We start from the raw sequence: 20,755 nt of genomic DNA, 5'->3' as shown, positions 1-20,755 counted from the left end.
GACGGACAGGAGACTGACATGCGGCTTCTCATCGTTGGCACACTGAAGGGCCAGCTCACCACTGCCACCAAGATCGCGATGGAGAACGGCGCCACCGTGACCCATGCGGAGGATCACGAGCAGGCGATGCGGGTGCTACGCGGCGGCAAGGGCGCCGACCTCCTGCTGGTCGACGTCGCCCTCGACATCCGCGACCTCGTGATGCGGCTCGAAGCCGAGCACATCCACGCGCCGATCGTCGCCTGCGGCATCACCAACGACGCCCGCGCCGCGGTCGCCGCGATCCATGCCGGCGCCAAGGAATACATCCCGCTGCCGCCGGACCCGGAGCTGATCGCCGCGGTGCTCGCCGCGGTCGCCAACGATTCCCGCGAGCTGATCTATCGCGACGAGGCGATGGCGAAAGTCATCAAGCTCGCGCAGCAGATCGCGGGCTCCGACGCCTCGGTGATGATCACCGGTGAATCCGGCACCGGCAAGGAAGTGCTGGCCCGCTACGTCCATACCCGCTCGGCGCGCGCCAAGCGTCCGTTCATCTCTATCAACTGCGCTGCGATCCCCGAGCATCTGCTGGAGTCCGAGCTGTTCGGCCATGAGAAGGGCGCCTTCACCGGCGCCATCGCCCGCCGCATTGGCAAGTTCGAGGAGGCGACCGGCGGCACGCTGCTGCTCGACGAAATCTCGGAGATGGACGTTCGCCTGCAATCGAAGCTGTTGCGCGCGATCCAGGAGCGCGTGATCGACCGCGTCGGCGGCACCAAGCCGGTGCCGGTCGACATCCGCATCATCGCGACCTCGAACCGCAACCTGCTGGAAGCCGTGCGCGAAGGCACGTTCCGCGAGGACCTGCTGTTCCGCCTCAACGTCGTCAACCTGAAGATCCCGCCGCTGCGCGAGCGTCCGGCCGACATTTTGGAGCTGGCCCAGCACTTCGCGAAGAAATACGCCGACGCCAACGGCGTGCCGCTGCGCCCGGTCTCGGCGGAGGCCCGTCGCGTGCTCTCCACCAATCGCTGGCAGGGCAACGTCCGCGAGCTCGAAAACACCATGCACCGCGCGGTGCTGATGGCGCTGGGCGACGAGATCGGACCCGACGCGATCCTCACGCCGGACGGCGACCGCCTCGACCTCGCCAAGACGGCACCGGCGGTGGCGCATGCCACGATGGCCGCCGAGCAGGTGACGCGGGCCCTGGTCGGCCGCACCGTGGCCGACGTCGAACGCGACCTGATCCTGGAGACACTGAAGCACTGCCTCGGCAACCGGACCCATGCGGCCAACATCCTCGGCATCTCGATCCGCACGCTGCGCAACAAGCTCAACGAATATTCCGACGGCGGCATCCCGATCACACCCGCCGGCATGCCTGGTGAGTACCCGCGCATGCCGATGGTGGGGGCGTAGGCGGGCGCTGCACGGACGCTGGAGGACGTGAATGCCCGGGCTGGTCCCGGGCATTTTGTTGTGAAGCGCAGATTGTCGCCACACTCCCGGTGTCGTCCTGGCGAAAGCCAGGACCCATTACTCCCGGGAGGAGTTTGGCGAAGGTTAGTCGTTCGGTACTCCGACTACCCATAATCGATAGATTCCGCGGTATGGGTCCTGGCTTTCGCCAGGACGACGCTGGGGGGCATGGTGCTTCCAACCTTGGCATGGCCGCACCGCGTTCTCCGACTAGGTCGTGCGCTTGCGAAGCCCTATAAGCGCGCTGAGAACCACGCGAGGTGACAATGTCTGAGGCTCAAATCACGGATTGGCTGGCGGCGCAGCGGCAGGCGATGATCGATCTGTTGCGCGATGTCGTGAACATCGATTCCGGATCCTATGACAAGGAAGGCGTCGATGCGGTCGGTGCACGGTTCGAGCGGCATTTTTCCGAGCACGGGATTCCTTTTCGGCGCGAAAGCCACGACAGCTTTGGCGACGCGATCCATGCCGAGGTCGCAAAACCCGGCAGCAACGAGAAGCCGGTGCTGTTGATGGGGCATCGCGACACCGTGTTCGGCAAGGGCGAGGCCGGACGGCGCCCGTTCACGATTCGAGACAAGCGCGCCTACGGGCCCGGCGTCGCCGACATGAAGTCCGGCCTTGTCATGAACGTGTTCGTGGCGACCGCCTTCCACAAATTCGGCGGCAGCCCGCACCCGATCAAAGTGCTGATCACCTCGGACGAGGAGATCGGCTCGCCCTCGTCGCGCCCCGTGATCGAGCGCGAAGGACGCGCCGCGCGCGCGGTGTTTAATTCCGAGCCGGGCCGCCCGACCGGCAACGTCGTCACCGGCCGCAAGGGCGGCATCTTCATGCATCTCGCCATCACCGGCAAAGCCGCGCATTCCGGCGCCAACTTCGCCGCCGGCGTCAGCGCGATCGGCGAACTCGCCCACAAGATCGTCCAGATCCACGCGCTGACCGATCTCGCCAAAGGCATCACGCTCAATGTCGGTCTGGTCGCGGGCGGCCAGTCCGTCAACACCACGGCACCGTATGCCGAAGGCCAGATCGACCTGCGCTACATCGATCCGGCGGATCGCGCGACGGTGATGGCTGCGATCGAGAAGATCATCGCGACATCTTACGTGCCGGGCACGAGTGCAACGCTGACGATCAAGGGCGAGTTCGTGCCGGTCGTGCAGAGCGAGGCTTCGAAGGCGCTGTTCGAAAATTATCAGGCGTCCGCAAAGCAGGCCGGCCTCACCACGCTCGAGGGCGAGTTCTCCGGCGGCTGTGCCGATTCCGGCTTCACTGCCGCGGTCGGCACGCCGACCATCTGCGGCCTCGGCCCGGTGGGCGGGCTCGCGCATACGCCGGAGGAATATCTCGAGCTCGACAGCATCGTGCCGCGCGCGCAGGCGCTGGCGCTGGCGATTTTGCGGGGGTGACGGCCGCAAGCCGTCACGAATAGTTCGGCGCGTCCGGCTTGCGGAAGATGCGAATGGGATCGCCGGGCACGATCGGCTGCCCGCGGAACATCGCATAGGCGTAGAGCGCGAGATAGGCAATCGCGAGCGCGCCGACGACGTAGAAGGCCCAGGTCGCGACGCGTTTCATCGTTCCGCTCCGTTGCCTTCCCGGTCCGGGAGGCTCAGGCAGGGCTTCTAGAGCGATGTCGGGGAAAAGGCCAGCCTGCGCGCCGATGGCCGGCAGCGGCGATCAAATGCGGCGTCGGCCGCCCGCGGGAATGCTGACGTCCGTGAGCTTTGCCGCATCTTCGTTCTGGTCGACCGCCACGTATTGACCGTGCCAATAGGCCAGCGCGGCAGTCCGGGTCGAATTCCTGATGTCCCTGACACGGCCGATGACAATGCCGTGCGAATGCCGCTCGACGATCTCCTCGACCTCGCAATCGACAGCCGACAATGCACCGACCAACAGCGGAACGCCCGAGACCCCCGTCACCCACTGGGCACCGGCAAAGCGATCCGCGCCCTTGAGCCCGCCCTTGCCGGCAAAGCGTTCGGCGACATCGAGCTGGTCCGCGTTGAGGATGTTCACGCCGAAGGCGCCGTGGCGCCTGATCAGCGGGAAGGAGGAGGCGTCGCGGTTGATGCTGACCAGCAGCGTCGGCGGATCGACCGAAAGCGAGGTGACCGACGTCACCGTCATGCCGGTGATGTCCTTGCCCCGTCCGGCAGTGATGACACTGACGCCACCGGTCAGGTGGCGCATGGCGCCGCGGAAATCGGCAGACGAGACGAGGGTATCGGTCATGATATTGCGGGGGACGACGTTCATGGCATGCTCCCCGAAAGCGGGGTTCCCTTACATTTAGGTACGATCGTCTGCCGACAAAAGGTGGCTCAGGATCGAGCCTTCGAGGCTCGCTAGCTCGGCGGAGCCGCGCTCGCGCGGCCGGGCTGCGTTAACCGTAACGTCGTGGGCAATGCGGCCTTCGTCGATCACCAGCACCCGGTCCGCCAGCGCGACCGCCTCGGAGACGTCGTGGGTCACCAGGATCGCGGTAAAGCCCTGGTCGCGCCAGACGCGCTCCAGAAGCCGCTGCATCGAGATGCGCGTCAGCGCATCCAGCGCGCCGAGCGGCTCGTCGAACGCGAGCACGCGCGGACGGGAGACAAGCGCGCGGGCGAGCGCGACGCGCTGCTTCTGTCCGCCCGACAGCACCGAAGGCCACTGGTCGCGCTTGTCGGTGAGCCCGACCTCGGTCAGCGCCTTCTCCGCGCGGGCGTGCGCATCGGCCGAGGTGCGATCGCGGCCGAGGCCGACCTCGACGTTGGAGAGCACTCGGGCCCATGGCAACAGCCGCGGCTCCTGGAACATCACGCGGATGTCCTCGGGCTTGACCGCGTCGCCGAAGCTGACGCTGCCGGCGTCGATCTTCTCCAGTCCGGCGATCAGACGCAGCAGCGTGCTCTTGCCGCAGCCGCTTTTTCCGACGATGGCGACGAACTGGCCGGCGGGGATGTGCAGGTCGATGCCGCGCAGCACCTCGTTGTCGCCGTAGGATTTGCGCAAGCCGCGGATGCTGAGCGGCGGAGCGCTGGTCTGCACCGGCCGCTCCTCGCGCACCACGCGGGCCGTCGGTGCGAAATTGGCGCGGCTGGCACGCTCGGTTTCGGGAAGGGACGTACGGAGGGCTGTCTGCATGTCACTCTCAACGTTTCTGGAAGGCCGGGTGCCAGGAAAGCGTCAGGCGTTCCAGCACGCGGGAGGCGCTGTCGGCGAGCTTGCCGAGCAGGGCGTAGATCAGGATCGAAAGCACGACGACGTCGATCAGCATGAACTCGCGCGCCTGCATCGCCATGTAGCCGAGACCGGAGGATGCCGCGATGGTCTCGGCGACGATCAGGGTCAGCCACATGATGCCGAGCGCAAAACGGATGCCGACGAAGATCGATGGCAGCGCGCCGGGGAAGATCACGCGGCGAAACAGTTCGCCGTCGCTCATGCCGTAGATGCGGCCCATCTCGATGAGCTGGGGATCGACGGTGCGGATGCCGTGCAGCGTGTTGAGGTAGATCGGGAAGAACACGCCGAGTGCCACAAGAAACAGCTTTGCGCTCTCGTCGATGCCGAACCACAGAATGACCAGCGGGATCAGCGCCAGATGCGGCACGTTGCGCACCATCTGGAGCGTGGTGTCGGTGAGCTTTGCCGAGAGCTGCGACAGGCCGTTCGCAAGCCCGAACGCGAAGCCGATGCTGCCGCCGATCAGAAAGCCGATCGAGGCGCGCCAGAAAGAGACCCAGATGTTGCGGACGAGCTCGCCGGAGAGCAGCAGTTTCCAGCCGGCAAGCGCGACGTCGCTCGGCGCCGGCAGTACCCGCGTCGGCACGAAACCGGTGACGCTGGCCACCTGCCAGATTGCGATGATGGCGAGCGGCACGATCCACTGGACCAGACCGTCGACGCGCGGCAGGCGGAAGCTGCGCGGAAGCGGAATGCTGTCGATGAGGCTCATGACTGCGAAACCTGCTGCCGCGGACGGAAATCGCTGCCGACGGTTTCGCCGAAGGGGCCACCGTTGAAATGAAGCTTTGTCACGTTGCCCGGCAGCTCGAGCGAGAGCAGCGGGAAAACCAGCTCGGCAAAACGGTAGGCTTCCTCGAGATGCGGGTAACCCGACATGATGAAGGTATCGATGCCGATATCCTGATACTCCTTGATGCGCGCCGCGACGGTCTGGGCGTCGCCGACCAGCGCCGTGCCGGCGCCGCCGCGCACGAGACCGACGCCGGCCCAGAGGTTCGGCGCGATCTCGAGCTTGTCGCGATTGCCGCCATGGAGCTGCGCCATGCGTTGCTGGCCGACCGAATCCATCCGCGCAAAGTTCTTCTGCGCGGTCGCGATGGTCTCGTCGCTGACATGCTTGATCAGCTCGTTGGCGGCTTGCCAGGCGGCTTCGTTGGTCTCACGGACGATGACGTGAAGCCGGATGCCGAAAGAGAGCTTTCGACCCCGCGCGGCTGCGACCTCTCTCACCTTCGCGATCTTCTCGGCGACCTGCGCCGGCGGCTCGCCCCAGGTGAGATATTTGTCGACAGCGTCGACGGCGACGTCGATGCCGGCATCTGACGAGCCGCCGAAATATAGCGGCGGACGCGGCGACTGCACGGGATGAAACAGGAGCTTGCCATCCTCGATGTGGATGTGCTTGCCCTCGACATTGACGGTCTTGCCAGCGAGCAGGTCGCTATAGACGTTGAGGAATTCGCGAGTAACCTCGTAGCGCTCGTCGTGGCTCAGGAAGATGCCATCGCCCTTGTTTTCGACGGGATCGCCGCCGGTGACGACGTTGACCAGAAGCCGGCCGCCTGTGATGCGGTCGAGCGTCGCGGTCATGCGCGCGGCAACGCTCGGCGATTGCAGGCCGGGGCGAACAGCCACGAGATAGCGCAGCCGCTCGGTGAACGGCGCGACGCTGGAGGCCACGATCCAGGAATCCTCGCAGCTCCGCCCGGTCGGCAGCAGCACGCCGTAATAGCCGAGCTGGTCGGCGGCCTGTGCGATCTGGCGCAGATAGTTGAAGTTGACCTCGCGGCCGCCGATGCCGGTGCCGAGATAGCGGCCGTCGCCGTGGGTCGGCAGGAACCAGAGGATATTGGCGTTAGCTTGCTTGCTCATGGTCTTGCTCATGATCCTGGCCTCCGCGCCACGTCGGAAATCTTGATTGCTTTCGGGATCAGGTTGAGCGCGAGGAACGCGTCCGCAACCTGCTGCTGGTCGGCGACCACGGCGTCGGTGATCGGCTTGATGCCGTAGGATTGCCGCTTCAGCGCCACCTCGACCACCGGGACCGACAGCCCAATCGCCGGCGCCAGTTGCTCGGCCACCGCATGGATGTCGCCCTTGGCCCAATCATCGACCGCGCTGAGCTCGGCGAGCACGGCGTCGACGATCTTCGGATTTGCATCGAGGAATTTCTTCGAGGAGAAATAGAACTGGTAGTTCGCGACAATGTTGGTGCCATCAGTGAGCGTGCGCGCGCCGGTGGCCGCTTCCGCCGCGGCCTGGAACGGATCCCAGATCACCCATGCATCGACCGCGCCACGCTCGAAGGCCGCGCGCGCATCAGCCGGAGCCAGGAAAACCGGCTCGATCTCGGAATATTTGACGCCCGCCTTCTCCAGCGCCTTGACCAGGAGATAGTGAACGTTCGAGCCCTTGTTCAGCGCGATCTTCTTGCCCTTGAGATCGGCGACCGTCTTCAACGGACTGTCCTTCGGCACCAGGATCGCCTCGCCCTTCGGCGCCGGCGGCTCATAGGCGACATACTGGATCGGCGCGCCGGCGGCCTGCGCGAAGATCGGCGGGGCTTCGCCGGTGTTGCCGAAATCGATGGCGCCGACATTGAGCGCTTCGAGCAGCGGCGGGCCGGACGGGAATTCCGTCCACACCACCTTGTAGCCGTCGGCCGCAAGCTTCGGCTCCAGCGTGCCCTTGCTCTTGAGCAAGACCAGCTTGCCGTATTTCTGGTAGCCGATGCGGACCACCTTGTCCTGTCCATAGGACGTGCCGACCGCGGCGGCGACGATACCGATCGACAGCACGATGGCCGCGATCAGACGCTGAATGATACGCCTCATGTTCAAACTCTTATGAATGGGAAGACTGGTCGGCACGATCAGGTCGCCGTGCTGCGCCAGACGATGTCGCGAATGACGATTGGCTTCGGGATCAGGCCGAGCTTGTAGAAGCGATCGGCGACGCCCTGCTGGGTCGCGACGATGTCGTCGGTGACTGGGCCGACCACGAAGTTCGAGCGGTTGGCGGCGATGGTCTGGATATCGAGCGGGATGCCGGTCACCGCGGCCAGCGATTTGGCGACCTCATCGCGGTGCTGTTCAGCCCATTTAGCGGTCGCGGTCGTCACATCGACGATCTGTTGCAGGATCGGCCCGTGGTTTTTGGCGAAATCGCGGTTGGCGATGTAGAAGGAGTTGGTCTTGGTGACTTCGCGCGAATTGATCAGGATGCGGCCGCTCTGCTTGGTCTCGCCGATCGCGAAATACGGATCCCAGATCGCCCAGGCCTCGATGCTGCCATTGGCAAACGCAGGGCCCGCGTCCGGCGGCGCCCGATAGACCGGGGTGATGTCGGCATAGGTCAGGCCCGCCTTCTCCAGCGTCTGCACCACGATGTTGTGCGCGCTGGAACCCTTGGTGAAGCCGACGCGCTTGCCTTTTAATTGAGCAATCGAGCGGATCGGCGAGTCCTTCGGCACCAGAATGCCCGCGCCGTTGGTGATGGGCTGGCCTGCGGCATAGACGATCGCAGCGCCCGCGGCCTGGGCGAACACCGGCGGGGAATCGCCGACCGCGCCATAATCGACGCTGCCGACATTCATCGCTTCCATCATCGGCGGGCCGGAGGAGAACTCGACCCATTTCACCTCGATGCCCTGCGGGATGAAATGTTTTTCCAAGGCGGCCTGCTGGCGCGTGATGACCAGCACGCCGTTCTTCTGGTAGCCGACACGAATTTCCTTCACGCCCGATTGCGCCCACGCCGTTCGCGGCAGGGCCGTGAGCGCGGCTGCGCCGGCAGAAAGTTTGAGAAAGTCTCGACGCTGCATTCCAAGCTCCCGGCCGCACGCGGCCGTCCAATCATTCCGTTGCAGGGATGATGGTGTGGCTTACCGGAGGTGTCGAGACGGCCGACAAAATAGCGATGCGCACACTGCCGCGCGTGCGGCGCGCATGATTAATCTTTCAACCGGAGCAGCAAATGAAGATGGAATTTTTCTGCACGCGAATGTGAAGGCCGCACGCGTTCGGTCCCGGACTCGCTGTCGAAACAAAAAACGCGAAAACAACCCCATGCACAGTAGCCGGGGTGTGCGAAAACAACGGCTTACGTATTATCCGAAGGTCATTTGACACGTCGGGCAAAACGGGGGCAAGATGGATCATGGCGGCGTTCGGGATGGACGGGCCCTTGCCGGACTAATGCAGCCATCTCACGGGCAAATTCAGCAGCCCTCGGAACGCCCAGCCGCCGATCCGCACCGGCTCGTCATCGGCGATCTCGAGCCGGCCGGCGCGCGCGAACACGGTCGGCAGCGCGACGTCGGCGATCATGGCGCGCGAGGCCCAGGCGCCGGCGCAGAAATGCGGGCCGGCGCCGAAGGCAACGCTCTTGGAGACGTCGCGCCGCACGTCGAACTGGTCGGCCCGCTCAAAATGCTTCTCGTCGCGGTTGGCGGAGCCGAACATCAGGAAAACGCGCTCATCAAGCTCGAACGAGACGTCGCGGATGCTCCAGGGTTTTGCGATGCGCCGCGGCGACATGCCGATCGGCGAAATCCAGCGGGCATATTCCTCGAAGGCCTGGAGCCACGACACCTCGCCTTTGCGCACGAGATCGAGCTGCTCGGGATGCGTCAGCAGCGCCCACACGGTGCCGGCGATGGCCTTGCGCGGCTCGTTCTGGCCGCCGGAGATTGCAAGCTTGACGTTGGCGCGCACGCTCTCCATCGGCATGCCGGCGGCAACGAGGACGCCGAGGATGCTCTGATCCGGGTGCTTCCTCATCACCGGCAGCATGTCGTCGATCGCGGCATCGATGCCTGACGTCGCGGCGTGGCAGCGCGCCTCGACAGCAGGATCGCCGCTGTAATTGGCGATGCCGTCGATCATGCCTTGCGACCACGCATCCATGTCCTGGAAGCGGATGTTGGTGAGGCCGGTGATCGACTTCAGGCATTCGCCGGAGAACGGCAGCGCGAAGTCGCGCATGAAATCGATCCGCCCCGGTTCGATCGAAGCGATGATGCGGTCGGCATGGGCCTGGAATTGCGCGGTCCAGTGCGCCTTCACCGTTTTCGGCGACACCGTCGGAAACATCGCGCGCCGCTCGGCCTGATGCGCCTCGCCGTCCTTGCGCATCATGTTGTGGCCCATCAGCCTGTTCATGAGACCTGCGGGCTGGTGCGAGGAGAACACGTCGATCTGCTTCTCGGAGATCGAGATGTCGTCGCGGCTCACCAGCAACGTCGAGCCGAGCTGCGGCACGAAGGCGATCGGCGCCTCCTTTCGCATCCTGGCAAGCATCGGATAGGGGTCGACCCAGAAAGAGGCCGGGTCGATGTCGATGCGCGGCGCGGTGCTCAAAGCCTGGTTCCCTTGCTGTCTCCTCGATTCACCAAGGCTAGCGCCGGCCGGAGCGGCCGTCTGTCCCCAGCGATTGGGACAGGCGTCAGTTCAGGCTGCGCGGGCCCGCGAGCAGCCGCAGCACGATCGCAAACAGCTCGCTCTGCGAGGAGATGCCGAGCCGCTCATAGGCGCGCTTGCGATAGGTCAGCGTCGAATGCAGGCTGATGCCGAGCGCTCGCGAGATCGCCTCGGAGCTGAAGCCGGAGAGAATGCGGCGGCAGACCTCCCGCTCGCGCGGCGTGAGATCGGCGAGCGGCGGGCGCGTGGCAAACAATGCGGCAAGTGACTGCTCGGGCGTCGTCGCCGCACTCTGCTGGAAATGGCGGGCTACGCTCGCACTGATAGCCGGTGCGATGGCCTGAAGCCGCGCGCGCTGGGCATCGCTGAACTGGCCCTGCGTGGCGATGCGATAGAAATTGACGTAGAAGCAGGTGTCCTCGACCCAGATCGCCGTCGCGCATTTGTCGACGATGCCGGAATCCACAAAGAACATCTTTCGGTAGCGCGCGCCGTACATGCGGGGCGCGAAGGCCGGCAGCACGATCGATGCGCTCTCCTCGCCTTCGAACATCGCATCGCGGTTGGGATCGGATTCGTGAAACTGCCCGGCATAGGCGGCGCCAAGATCGCCGCCGATCGGGATGTTGCCGGCATCGAGCAGACAGTGCGCCGCACCGGCACGCGTCAGCGAAAACACCATGCAATGGCCAACCCCGGCCTGCCGGCACAGTGTGGCGATCAGAACCTCTGGGAAATCGGGCCGGCCGATCGCGAGTACCGCCGGCGCGATATCGCCAGCCGCCGGATTTGCCGGCGTCCCGTGAGGGCGCATCGTTTTCTCCCTATCGCCTTTTGATGAAATTTATCAGCAATGGCCGCGCGGCGGAAGGCGGGTGTCGTCGGATATGTCGCGCAAGGTCGCCGAGCCGAGCGGATGGAAGGTGACGGCTCAGGAAGCACTTTTCCGCAAAATCTTGTCCATTGCTTTTCCCTTGGCCAGCTCATCGATCAGCTTATCCAGGTAGCGGATCTCCCGCATGGTTGGTTCTTTGATTTCCTCCACCCGAACGCCGCAAACCACGCCTGTGATCAGGGCTCGCGAAGGATTGATGTTAGGGGCCTTCGCAAAGAAGCTTTCAAAGTCCGTCTGTTTTTCCAGTTGGGCTTCCAGCTCCTTCTGACCATAGCCTGTCAACCAGGAGATGACCTGATCGACCTCTGCTTTCGTGCGTCCTTTCTTCTCTGCCTTCGCAACGTAAAGCGGATAAACGCTTGCGAAGCTCGTCGTATAGATCCGGTGTTTTGCCATGAGCACTCCAGGGCATCGCTCGTTGGGGCCGTAAAGACTTGAGACTATACCGCAAATCCTTCATCACCACGCCGGTCCGACTGGATGCCGAAGCAGCACCAATCAGGGAGCATCGGGATCACAAGCTCAGGATCGGTCGACCATGCGTCGCAACAGCCGCCTTTTCCAGCAGAACCGGTCAGAAGCCGAAGTGAAAGAGGTTCAGGCCCAGGCCGTGAACCCATAAATCTGCCGCGCGGACGGCTTGCGAGGTCCGCTATACCCCGGTAGCCGACCTATTGTTGCACAGCAGTGCAACGACGCTATGGGCACAAAAACCGACATCGGCCGAGTAGGCATCTTAGCTGGTCTGTCGTATAACTCGGACCCGCGAGGCGCAGTGCTATGGTGCAAGACCGCCCAGCCCGGATGGAGCGCCGGTTGTCAGCGATATTGGCTGCTGACGTGGTTGGCTATTCGTGGCTCATGCACCACAACGAAGAGGGGACGCATGCTAAGCTAACAGCGCTCCTCGCGAACTCTGTGGAGCCAGCGATAGCGGACCATGGCGGCCGCATCGTGAAGAACACAGGCGATGGGTTCTTGGCAGAGTTTCCGAGCGCGGTCGCGGCGGTCCGAGCTGCGGTGCAGTTCCAGACCCGCATCAAGGAGCTTACAGCCGATGAGGTCGAAGAAAGGCGCATTGCTTTCCGCGTCGGCATTAATATTAGTGACGTAATCGTTGAGCCGCATGACATCTTCGGAGATGGCGTAAACATCGCGGCGCGGCTCGAGAGCCTCGCACAACCCGGCGGCATCTGTATCTCGTCTTCTGCGCACGATTATGTCCGGGGCAAGGCTGGGGTCGAGTTCGTCGATCTGGGCGAGCAGACCCTCAAGAACATTGATCGCCCTGTGCGGTCTTATGCTGTGGTTTGGGATGATCCTAGCCCATTGACGCAGGCCCAGCGCGCGGCCCCGGGCTCGCTCTCGTCACCTCGTCTTTCCATTGTTGTGCTGCCTTTCGCCAACCTCGGTGGCGATCCGTAGCAGGACTATTTCGCGGACGGCGTGACCGAGAGCCTTACCACCGACTTGTCGCGCATATCCGGTTCATTCGTAATCGGCCGACACACCGCATTCACGTACAAGGGCAAGACCGTCGACCTCAAGAAGATCGGGCGCGAGTTGAACGTTCGCTATGTGCTTGAAGGTTCGGTCCAGCGAAGCGGCAACCGGCTTCGGGTGAACGTTCAGCTTGTCGACGCCGAAAGTGCCAATCACCTTTGGGCCGAGCGGTTCGATAAACCCATCGCCGATCTGTTCGATATGCAGGACGAAATCGTCGCCCGGCTGGCCAACGCGCTAGATGCTGAGCTCATTGCAGCCGAGGCGCGGCGAGCCGAACACTCCGTAAACCCCGACGCAATGGATCTGTATTTCCAAGGCATCGCTTTCGCGAACAGGGGGACTACCCCAGAGTACTTGACGCAGGCGCGCGGCTTTTTTGAACGGGCTTTGGCGCTAGACCCCGGCTGTATCGAGGCGCTGGTAGGCAGAGCAGGCTTGGATGAGGCAATTGTCACCGCCTTATTGACTGACGATCCAGCCCCGCACCTTGCGGTGGCTGAGGCGACCCTAAATAGGGTTCTGTCGCTGGCTCCTCAGCATGCGTTGGCGCACTTGCGATTGGGCATCGTCCTTGTTCTAACGAACCGCGCGACTCAAGGTATTGCTGAATGTGAACGGGCGCTGGTGCTGGATCGCAATTTGGCCCATGCTCAAGCTTGGATCGGTCTCGCCAAAGTGTACGTTGGTCATGCAGCAGAAACCGAAGCCTACGTGCAGGAGGCGCTTCGATTGTCTCCTCGCGATGCCCGTTCCTATATTTGGCTGATGATCGTTGGTATAGCCAAGTTTCACCTTGATGCTAACGGGGAAGCAGTGGTTTGGCTACGCTGTAGCATTGAGGCCAATCGAAATCATCCGCTCGTGTATTTTTGGCTCGCCGCCGCGTTGGCACGCATTGGAGCGGTTGACGAGGCGAAGCGCGCGGCACGGGCGGCGCTTGCCCTCAATCCGAGTTTCACCGTTCGCCGCGCGCGCACCCACCTTCCGAGCGACAATCCGATTTACCTCGCCGGACGGGAGCGCCTCTATGAGGGGCTGAGCTTGGCCGGGGTGCCGGAGGGGTGATCGCAGAGTTGGGTCATTCGCGACCGGGTCGAATCGGTAGCAAGTCTGGCGACATCCGTCGTTGCGCCGAAAGCGAAAGTAAATTCAGATCATTAGCAGCTGCGCGATAGGTCATGGCGGGTTGATGGCGCTGGATGAGACAAGTTTAGCCAAGCCAGCCGCCGACCACCCTCGCATGAAGAACTCGAGGGCCAGCTACCCATGACCACCGGCATTATCGGTGCAGGATGTAGCGCTCCGCAGGGCCCGTGGGGGACGAGCCGTGAAGACCACGGCCCAGGCAGCGGCGGATGCCCCCTACCCCGCCGCGGCCTTCGCCGGCGCGACGTTCACCGCGAGCTTGCCGTAGCGGTCGGTGAAGGCCTGGGTGTCGATTTCCTCGAGCTTGATCTCGCCGTTCATGACGCCCTGCTTCCAGGCCGCCTGTGCCGGATCGTTCTGGAATTCCGGCATCACCTCGCGGCCGAACAGCTCGAGCGATTCGCAGATGTGCTCGTGGCTGTTCTTGCCCGCCTGATTCAGGAGGATCACCTGGTCGATATGCGAGCTCTGGAACCGCTTGAGCTTCTTGCGGATCGTCTCCGGCGAGCCGATCAGGCCGCCGCGCAACGCGGCCTCCTGCGCTTCGGGATTGGCGCGCTTCCATTTGTTGTACTCGTCCCACATGTTGACCGCGCCGGGCGCGGGACGCTGGCGGTTCTGCGCGGCGCCGTAGAAGCGCAACGCGAACTGGAAGAAGGTGGCGCCGTCGGCGCGGGCGCGCGCTTCCTCATCCGTCTTCGCGCACATGAAGAACGACACCAGCGCCATGTTCGGATTGATCTCGTAGTCGGCGAGCTTGTGCAGCCGTTTGGTCATCGCGTTGTAATAGGCGTGCACCCAGGCATGCGCGGCGTCGGCGCTAACGAACTGAAACCCCAGCGCGCCAAAGCCGTGGCGGCCGGCGCGCTCGATGGTCGGCAGCTGCGAGCAGGCCATCCACAGCGGCGGATGCGGCTTCTGCACCGGCTTCGGCACGACATTGCGCAAGGGGATGTCGAAATACTTGCCATGATGCTCGCTGCCGGCGTCTTTGAACATCGGGAAGATCGCGGCTACGGCTTCCTCGAACATCTCCTTCTTGGTCTCCATGTCGCGGCCGAACGGCTCGAGCTCGGTGATGGAGGCGCTCTCGCCCATGCCGAACTCGCAGCGGCCGTTCGAGAGCAGGTCCAGCACCGCGACGCGCTCGGCGACGCGGGCGGGATGGTTGGTGGTGAGCTGGAGGATGCCGTGGCCGAGCCGGATGTTTTTCGTGCGCTGGCTTGCGGCAGCGAGGAAGGATTCCGGCGAGGGCGAGTGCGAATATTCCTCGAGGAAATGATGCTCGACGACCCAGGCGTGGTCGTAGCCGAGCTTGTCGGCGAGCTCCAGCTGCGAGAGCGCGTTCTGATAAAGCCTGAGCTCGTCGTCCGCCACCCAGGGCCGCGGCAGTTGCAGCTCGTAGAAGATGCCGAACTTCATGGACGCCTCTCCCGCATTATTCTTGTTGCGGTCATCTTAATGCGTGAGGCGGCGCTGTCTACGGAACCGCAATTCCGCCGCGCGGGAGAACGATCCCTCACCCGCATGTAGCAGTCGCTACGAGATGCGTCCAAGTCGACCAGTTGATCCAGATCAAGGTGTCCGGGGCTTGCATGATTCTAAAGTGCAGCAAGGCAACGGCGCGGATGCCGTCCCGATCCCTAAAATTTCAGAGAGACCGAATATGTCGGCCCCTGACGATACGACTTGGCGCGTGCGCCGTAAGCGCATGGAGATTTTTGCGTTCCTGTTCCTGACCGCGGTCGTGATGCCCGTCCTCGCGGTCGGAACGGTCGGCACTTACGGGCTCGGTGTCTGGATCTACCAGATGGTCGCCGGCCCTCCCGGTCCGCCGCCCCCGCATTGATCCCAAAAAAGCGAAAGACAGGCATCATGGCCCAGACCACACTCAACCGCCGCGCATTGATCACCGGCCGGGTGCTCAGCACTGAGCGCATCGTCCCGCCGCCAGGCTGCGAGATCGCCAGCATCATTGTGCAGGCGCGCTCCGAACGTCTCGCCGAAGTCGAAGCCGAGATCACCGCGCTTCCCGGCTGCGAGATCCATGGCCGCGATATCAGAGGCAAGCTCGTCGTCGTGACCGAAGCGCCGGAAGCCGGCAGCCTCGGCACCATGCTCAACACCATCCAGTCGCTGCCGCACGTCTATTCCGCAGCGCTGGTCTTTCACGCCGTCGAAACGATCTAAAGGCCGGGAGAGCCATCATGACATCGCCAAAGCTCGACCGCCGCCAGATGCTGAAGTTAGAGGCCGCCGCGATCGCGGCCGCCGCTGCGGGCATGCCGGTGCCGGCCCTCGCCGCCAATCTCGTCACTGAGCGCGACGTATCCGAGCTGAAATGGGACAAGGCGGCCTGCCGTTTCTGCGGCACCGGCTGCTCCGTGATGGTCGCGACCAAGGACAACCGCGTGGTCGCCACCCATGGCGACATCAAGGCCGAGGTCAATCGCGGCCTGAACTGCGTTAAAGGCTACTTCCTCTCCAAGATCATGTACGGCCATGATCGCCTGACGCAGCCGATGCTGCGCAAGACCGGCGGCAAGTATGACAAGAATGGCGAGTTCACGCCGGTGTCGTGGGACGAAGCCTTCGACATCATGGAGGTGAAGTGGAAGGAGGCGATCAAGAAGCGCGGGCCCAACGGCGTCGCCATGTTCGGCTCCGGCCAGTGGACGATCTGGGAGGGCTATGCCGCCTCAAAATTGTTCAAGGCCGGCTTCCGCACCAACAACATCGACCCCAATGCGCGGCACTGCATGGCCTCCGCGGTCGCCGGCATGATGCGCACCTTCGGCATCGACGAGCCGCCCGGCTGCTATGACGACATCGAGGCCACCGATGCCTTCGTGCTGTGGGGCTCCAACATGGCGGAGATGCACCCGATCCTGTGGACGCGGCTGACCGACCGCCGCCTGTCCGCGCCGCACGTCCGCGTCGCCGTGCTCTCGACCTTCGAGCACCGCTCGTTCGACCTCGCCGACATCGGCATGGTGTTCAAGCCGCAGACCGACCTCTACCTGCTCAACGCCATCGCCAACCACATCATCAGGACCGGTCGCGTCAACAAGGACTTTGTTGCAGCCCATACCGTGTTCAAGCGCGGCCAGACCGATATCGGCTATGGCTTGCGGCCCGAGCACCCGCTGCAGAAGAAGGCGACCGGCGCGGCCAAGGCCAACGACTCCACCGACATGAGTTACGACGAGTTCGTCAAGTTCGTGTCGGAGTATACGCTTGAGAAGGCGGCCGAGATGTCCGGCGTGCCGCTCAACCGGCTCGAGGCGATCGCCGAGCTCTACGCCGACCCCAAGACCAAGGTGGTCTCGTTCTGGACCATGGGCTTCAACCAGCACACCCGCGGCGTCTGGTGCAACAACCTCATCTACAACATCCATCTGTTGACCGGAAAGATCTCCTCGCCCGGCAACAGCCCGTTCTCGCTGACCGGCCAGCCCTCGGCCTGCGGCACCGCGCGCGAGGTCGGCACCTTTTCGCACCGACTGCCGGCCGACATGGTCGTCACCAACAAGGAGCATCGCGACAAGGCGGAGCATATCTGGAAGCTGCCCGAGGGCACCATCCCCGACAAGCCCGGCGCTCACGCCGTGCTGCAAAGCCGGATGCTGAAGGATGGCTTGATCAACGCCTATTGGCTGCAGGTCAACAACAACCTGCAGGCCGGCGCGAACGCCAATGAGGAGACCTATCCAGGCTTCCGCAATCCCGACAATTTCATCGTGGTCTCGGACGCCTATCCCTCGGTGACGGCGCTCGCCGCCGATCTGATCCTGCCCACCGCGATGTGGGTGGAGAAGGAAGGCGCCTACGGCAATGCCGAGCGTCGCACGCAGTTCTGGCATCAGCTCGTCTCCGCGCCGGGCGAGTCAAAATCGGATCTGTGGCAGCTCATGGAATTTTCGAAGCGCTTCGGGATCGAGGAGGTCTGGCCCGAGGAGCTGATCGCCAAGAAGCCCGAGTACCGCGGCAAGACGCTGTTCGACCTGCTCTACAGAAACGGCCATGTCGACGCGTTCCCAGTCTCCGATATCGAGCAGGGCTATCTCAACGACGAGTCCAAGGCGTACGGCTTCTATGTCCACAAGGGCCTGTTCGAGGAATATGCCTCGTTCGGCCGCGGCCATGGCCACGACCTCGCGCCGTTCGAAAGCTACCACCGCGAGCGCGGGCTGCGTTGGCCCGTCGTCAACGGCCAGGAGACGAAATGGCGTTTCCGCGAAGGCAGCGATCCCTACGTCAAGCAGGGCGCGGACGTCCAGTTCTATGGCTACCCGGACGGCAAGGCACGCATCTTCGCGCTGCCCTACGAGCCCCCGGCGGAATCGCCCGACAACGAATATCCGTTCTGGCTCTCGACCGGCCGCGTGCTGGAGCACTGGCATTCCGGCACCATGACGCGCCGCGTGCCCGAGCTTTACAAGGCTTTCCCCCAGGCCGTGTGCTTCATGCATCCCGATGACGCGCAGGAGGCAAAGATCCGGCGCGGCGACGAGGTGAAGGTGGTCTCCCGCCGCGGCTTCATCCGCGCCCGCGTGGAAACGCGGGGCCGCGACCGGCCGCCGCGCGGGCTGGTGTTCGTACCCTGGTTCGACGAATCCAAGCTGATCAACAAGGTGACGCTCGACGCCACCGATCCGATCTCGCTGCAAACCGATTTCAAGAAGTGCGCGGTGCGCATCGAGCGGGTGGGCCTGTCATGATGAAGCGATCCGCAATTGTCCTGCTCGCGTTCGCGATCGCCGCGGGCGCGAGCTCGCTGACCGCGCAGACGGTGACCTCCGGCCTGCGCGGCCCGACGCCGCTCAACGACGAGGGCCCGGCGCCGCGGATGCTGCCGAACCGCAACACCTCCGAGAGGGAGGTGCGCAACTATCCGGAGCAGCCGCCGGTGATCTCGCACATGATCGACGGTTACCAGATCGACCTCAACGGCAACAAATGCCTGTCCTGCCATGCGCGGGCGCGCATCGCGGAATCGCAGGCGCCGATGGTCTCGATCACGCATTTCATGGACCGTGACGGACAGTTCCTGGCCTCGATTTCGCCGCGACGCTTCTTCTGCACGGAGTGCCACGTGCCGCAGAACACCGCCACGCCGCCCGTCAGCAACGACTTCACCGACATCGACACGCTGCTGTCGCGCGCAAGCCCCGGTGGCCGCCGATGACGACGACCGCTGGCGAGCCCAACGAAAAGCTGAAGGCCAGGCGCGGCTTCATCGCGCGAAGCTGGGACTTTGCGCGCGAGCTCTGGCAGGTGCTGATCCGGCCGAGCTCGGTGTTTGGGCTCGGCGTGCTGGTGCTCGCGGGCTTTATGGCCGGCGTGATCTTCTGGGGCGGCTTCAACACCGCGCTCGAGATCACCAACACCGAAAAGTTCTGCACCGGCTGCCACGAGATGAAGGACAACGTCTACGCCGAGCTGAAGTCGACCATCCACTTCACCAACCGCTCCGGCGTGCGTGCGACCTGCCCGGACTGCCACGTTCCGCACAACTGGACCGATAAGATCGCGCGCAAGATGCAGGCCTCCAAGGAAGTCTGGGGCAAGCTGTTCGGCACGATCGACACCCGGGAGAAATTCCTCGACCACCGGCTCGAGCTCGCGGCGCATGAATGGGCGCGTTTCAAGGCCAATGACTCCCTGGAATGCCGCAACTGCCACAGCGCCGATTCCATGGATATCACCAAGCAGTCGCCGCGGGCCTCGGTCGCGCACCAGCGCTTCCTGTTCACGGGGGAGAAGACCTGCATCGACTGCCACAAGGGCATCGCCCACCATCTGCCCGACATGCGCGGCGTTCCCGGCTGGCAATAGGGCGGGAGTAGGATTTTGCACCGCTTGAACCGGCGGGGGGAATGGTTAGTTTTGGGGGATGGCGAATCGGTCGATTTCGCCCTTCCTCAAGACACAAAATGCCGACATTCACCCCGCATCAGGATGCCGCGCTAAAAGCCGTTGGCGATTGGCTCAAGGCAAAACCCGGCCGCAACGGCACGCCGCCGGTGTTCCGCCTGTTCGGCTTTGCCGGCACCGGCAAGACCACGCTGGCGCGGCACATCGCCGACGGCGTCGACGGCGAGGTGAAGTTCGCCGCCTTCACCGGCAAGGCCGCGCTGGTGATGCGCAACAAGGGTTGCGACGACGCCTCCACCATCCATTCCCTGATCTACCGCGCCCGCGAATCCGGCGAGGAGCAGCCGAGCTTCGAGCTCTGGGACGATGCGCCGGCGTCCAAGGCCAAGCTGATCGTGATCGACGAATGCTCGATGGTCGATGCCGAACTGGGGCGCGACCTGATGTCGTTCGACTGCCCGCTGCTGGTGCTGGGGGATCCCGCGCAGCTGCCCCCGATCCAGGGCGCCGGCTTCTTCACCAATACCGAGCCCGACGCGATGCTGAGCGAAGTGCACCGCCAGGCCCAGGACGATCCGATCGTGCGGATGTCGATGGACGTCCGCGAAGGCCGCGAGCTCGACATCGGCCGTTACGGCGAGAGCGAGGTGGTGTCGCGCAAGGAGCTCGACCCCGACCGCGTCATGGGCGCCGACCAGGTCCTGGTCGGCCGCAACAACACCCGCCGCGCCTACAACATGCGGGTGCGGCAACGCCAGAACATCGAGGACCAGTTTCCGGTCGCCGGCGACAAGCTGGTGTGCCTGCGCAACAACCGCAAGAAAGGCCTGTTCAACGGCGGCCTGTGGCGCGTGAAGTCGCGCAACACCTCGCGCTCGAAATCGCGCATCCTCAGCATGCGGCTGTCGCCGGACGAGGATCTTGGCCACAAGGTGACGAAAGTCTCCGTGCGCGCCGACTGCTTCGAGGGCGGCATCGAGCAGATCGCCTGGGAGCAGCGCAAACCCTATGACGAGTTCGACTTCGGCTATGTGCTGACCGTGCACAAGTCGCAGGGCTCGCAATGGGACGACGTTGTGCTGTTCGACGAGAGCTTTGCGTTCCAGGAGAGCCGGGCCAGGTGGCTGTACACGGGCATCACGCGGGCGGCGAAGCGGTTGAGCATTGTGGTGTGATCCACTCCGTCATTCCGGGGCGGCTCGAA

At 64.0% G+C, this 20,755-nt stretch carries 19 protein-coding genes and 1 pseudogene; 9 read left to right on the top strand and 11 right to left on the bottom strand.

The annotated features are described in order from the left end of the window. Positions 1 to 18 precede the first annotated feature (18 nt). On the top strand, positions 19 to 1,404 hold the full coding sequence (locus tag IVB18_RS07400; RefSeq protein WP_247988551.1) for a sigma-54 dependent transcriptional regulator: 1,386 nt from the start codon (positions 19 to 21) through the stop codon (positions 1,402 to 1,404). A 326-nt stretch (positions 1,405 to 1,730) separates the two neighbouring features. Next, positions 1,731 to 2,879, top strand: coding sequence for a M20 family metallopeptidase (locus tag IVB18_RS07395; RefSeq protein ID WP_247988550.1), 1,149 nt, complete (start codon positions 1,731 to 1,733; stop codon positions 2,877 to 2,879). A 13-nt stretch (positions 2,880 to 2,892) separates the two neighbouring features. On the opposite strand, the gene IVB18_RS07390 is transcribed toward IVB18_RS07395, so the two are convergent. The 10 genes from IVB18_RS07390 to IVB18_RS07345 form a co-directional block, all read right to left on the bottom strand. Then, complete coding sequence (locus tag IVB18_RS07390) at positions 2,893 to 3,048, bottom strand: hypothetical protein (RefSeq protein ID WP_247988549.1); 156 nt, start codon at positions 3,046 to 3,048, stop codon at positions 2,893 to 2,895. Positions 3,049 to 3,150: 102 nt separating this feature from the next. Next, the gene (locus tag IVB18_RS07385; RefSeq protein ID WP_247988548.1) at positions 3,151 to 3,732 is read right to left on the bottom strand and encodes a flavin reductase family protein; all 582 of its coding nucleotides are present in this window, start codon (positions 3,730 to 3,732) and stop codon (positions 3,151 to 3,153) included. A 33-nt stretch (positions 3,733 to 3,765) separates the two neighbouring features. Next, complete coding sequence (locus IVB18_RS07380) at positions 3,766 to 4,602, bottom strand: ATP-binding cassette domain-containing protein (RefSeq protein ID WP_247988547.1); 837 nt, start codon at positions 4,600 to 4,602, stop codon at positions 3,766 to 3,768. A gap of 7 nt (positions 4,603 to 4,609) precedes the next feature. Beyond that, on the bottom strand, positions 4,610 to 5,416 hold the full coding sequence (gene ssuC / locus IVB18_RS07375; protein WP_247988546.1) for an aliphatic sulfonate ABC transporter permease SsuC: 807 nt from the start codon (positions 5,414 to 5,416) through the stop codon (positions 4,610 to 4,612). Then, positions 5,413 to 6,579 (bottom strand): FMNH2-dependent alkanesulfonate monooxygenase, encoded by a 1,167-nt coding sequence (gene ssuD, locus IVB18_RS07370; protein WP_247988545.1) that lies wholly within the window; start codon positions 6,577 to 6,579, stop codon positions 5,413 to 5,415. The genes ssuC and ssuD overlap by 4 nt, the downstream gene beginning before the upstream one ends. 8 nt (positions 6,580 to 6,587) lie before the next feature. Beyond that, complete coding sequence (locus tag IVB18_RS07365; protein WP_247988544.1) at positions 6,588 to 7,541, bottom strand: sulfonate ABC transporter substrate-binding protein; 954 nt, start codon at positions 7,539 to 7,541, stop codon at positions 6,588 to 6,590. Positions 7,542 to 7,579: 38 nt separating this feature from the next. After that, a complete protein-coding gene (locus tag IVB18_RS07360; RefSeq protein ID WP_247988543.1) occupies positions 7,580 to 8,530 on the bottom strand; it encodes a sulfonate ABC transporter substrate-binding protein in 951 nt (316 codons plus the stop codon). Positions 8,531 to 8,900: 370 nt separating this feature from the next. Further along, positions 8,901 to 10,067, bottom strand: coding sequence for a cytochrome P450 (locus tag IVB18_RS07355; RefSeq protein ID WP_247988542.1), 1,167 nt, complete (start codon positions 10,065 to 10,067; stop codon positions 8,901 to 8,903). Between the two features lie 85 nt (positions 10,068 to 10,152). Next, the gene (locus IVB18_RS07350) at positions 10,153 to 10,941 is read right to left on the bottom strand and encodes a helix-turn-helix transcriptional regulator (protein WP_247988541.1); all 789 of its coding nucleotides are present in this window, start codon (positions 10,939 to 10,941) and stop codon (positions 10,153 to 10,155) included. Positions 10,942 to 11,058: 117 nt separating this feature from the next. Continuing rightward, positions 11,059 to 11,418, bottom strand: a complete 360-nt coding sequence (locus IVB18_RS07345; protein WP_247988540.1) for a DUF2200 domain-containing protein — start codon at positions 11,416 to 11,418, stop codon at positions 11,059 to 11,061. 384 nt (positions 11,419 to 11,802) lie between these two features. Here IVB18_RS07345 and IVB18_RS07340 point away from each other — a divergent pair. Continuing rightward, a pseudogene (locus IVB18_RS07340) lies at positions 11,803 to 13,593 on the top strand (adenylate/guanylate cyclase domain-containing protein). A 297-nt stretch (positions 13,594 to 13,890) separates the two neighbouring features. Here the strand turns inward: IVB18_RS07340 and IVB18_RS07335 are convergent. Next, positions 13,891 to 15,096 (bottom strand): LLM class flavin-dependent oxidoreductase, encoded by a 1,206-nt coding sequence (locus IVB18_RS07335; RefSeq protein ID WP_247988539.1) that lies wholly within the window; start codon positions 15,094 to 15,096, stop codon positions 13,891 to 13,893. A 244-nt stretch (positions 15,097 to 15,340) separates the two neighbouring features. On the opposite strand from IVB18_RS07335, the gene napE reads away from it, so the two are divergent. The 6 genes from napE to IVB18_RS07305 all read left to right on the top strand — a co-directional run bounded on the left by napE (position 15,341) and on the right by IVB18_RS07305 (position 20,726). Beyond that, complete coding sequence (gene napE, locus IVB18_RS07330; protein WP_247988538.1) at positions 15,341 to 15,523, top strand: periplasmic nitrate reductase, NapE protein; 183 nt, start codon at positions 15,341 to 15,343, stop codon at positions 15,521 to 15,523. Between the two features lie 26 nt (positions 15,524 to 15,549). Then, a complete protein-coding gene (locus tag IVB18_RS07325) occupies positions 15,550 to 15,864 on the top strand; it encodes a chaperone NapD (protein WP_247988537.1) in 315 nt (104 codons plus the stop codon). 17 nt (positions 15,865 to 15,881) lie between these two features. Further along, positions 15,882 to 18,395 (top strand): nitrate reductase catalytic subunit NapA, encoded by a 2,514-nt coding sequence (gene napA / locus IVB18_RS07320; protein ID WP_247988536.1) that lies wholly within the window; start codon positions 15,882 to 15,884, stop codon positions 18,393 to 18,395. Beyond that, positions 18,392 to 18,862: a nitrate reductase cytochrome c-type subunit gene (locus tag IVB18_RS07315; protein ID WP_247988535.1), complete on the top strand. Its 471-nt coding sequence runs from the start codon at positions 18,392 to 18,394 to the stop codon at positions 18,860 to 18,862. The genes napA and IVB18_RS07315 overlap by 4 nt, the downstream gene beginning before the upstream one ends. Next, on the top strand, positions 18,859 to 19,512 hold the full coding sequence (locus IVB18_RS07310) for a NapC/NirT family cytochrome c (protein WP_247988534.1): 654 nt from the start codon (positions 18,859 to 18,861) through the stop codon (positions 19,510 to 19,512). Before IVB18_RS07315 ends, IVB18_RS07310 begins: the two co-directional genes overlap by 4 nt. Before the next feature lie 98 nt (positions 19,513 to 19,610). After that, the gene (locus tag IVB18_RS07305; protein ID WP_247988533.1) at positions 19,611 to 20,726 is read left to right on the top strand and encodes an ATP-dependent RecD-like DNA helicase; all 1,116 of its coding nucleotides are present in this window, start codon (positions 19,611 to 19,613) and stop codon (positions 20,724 to 20,726) included. Positions 20,727 to 20,755 lie beyond the last annotated feature (29 nt).

This window comes from Bradyrhizobium sp. 186, assembly GCF_023101685.1.
Taxonomy (GTDB): Bacteria; Pseudomonadota; Alphaproteobacteria; order Rhizobiales; family Xanthobacteraceae; genus Bradyrhizobium.
The sequence above is the reverse complement of the archived record's forward strand: the minus strand, read 5'-3'. Positions and strand labels throughout refer to the sequence as shown.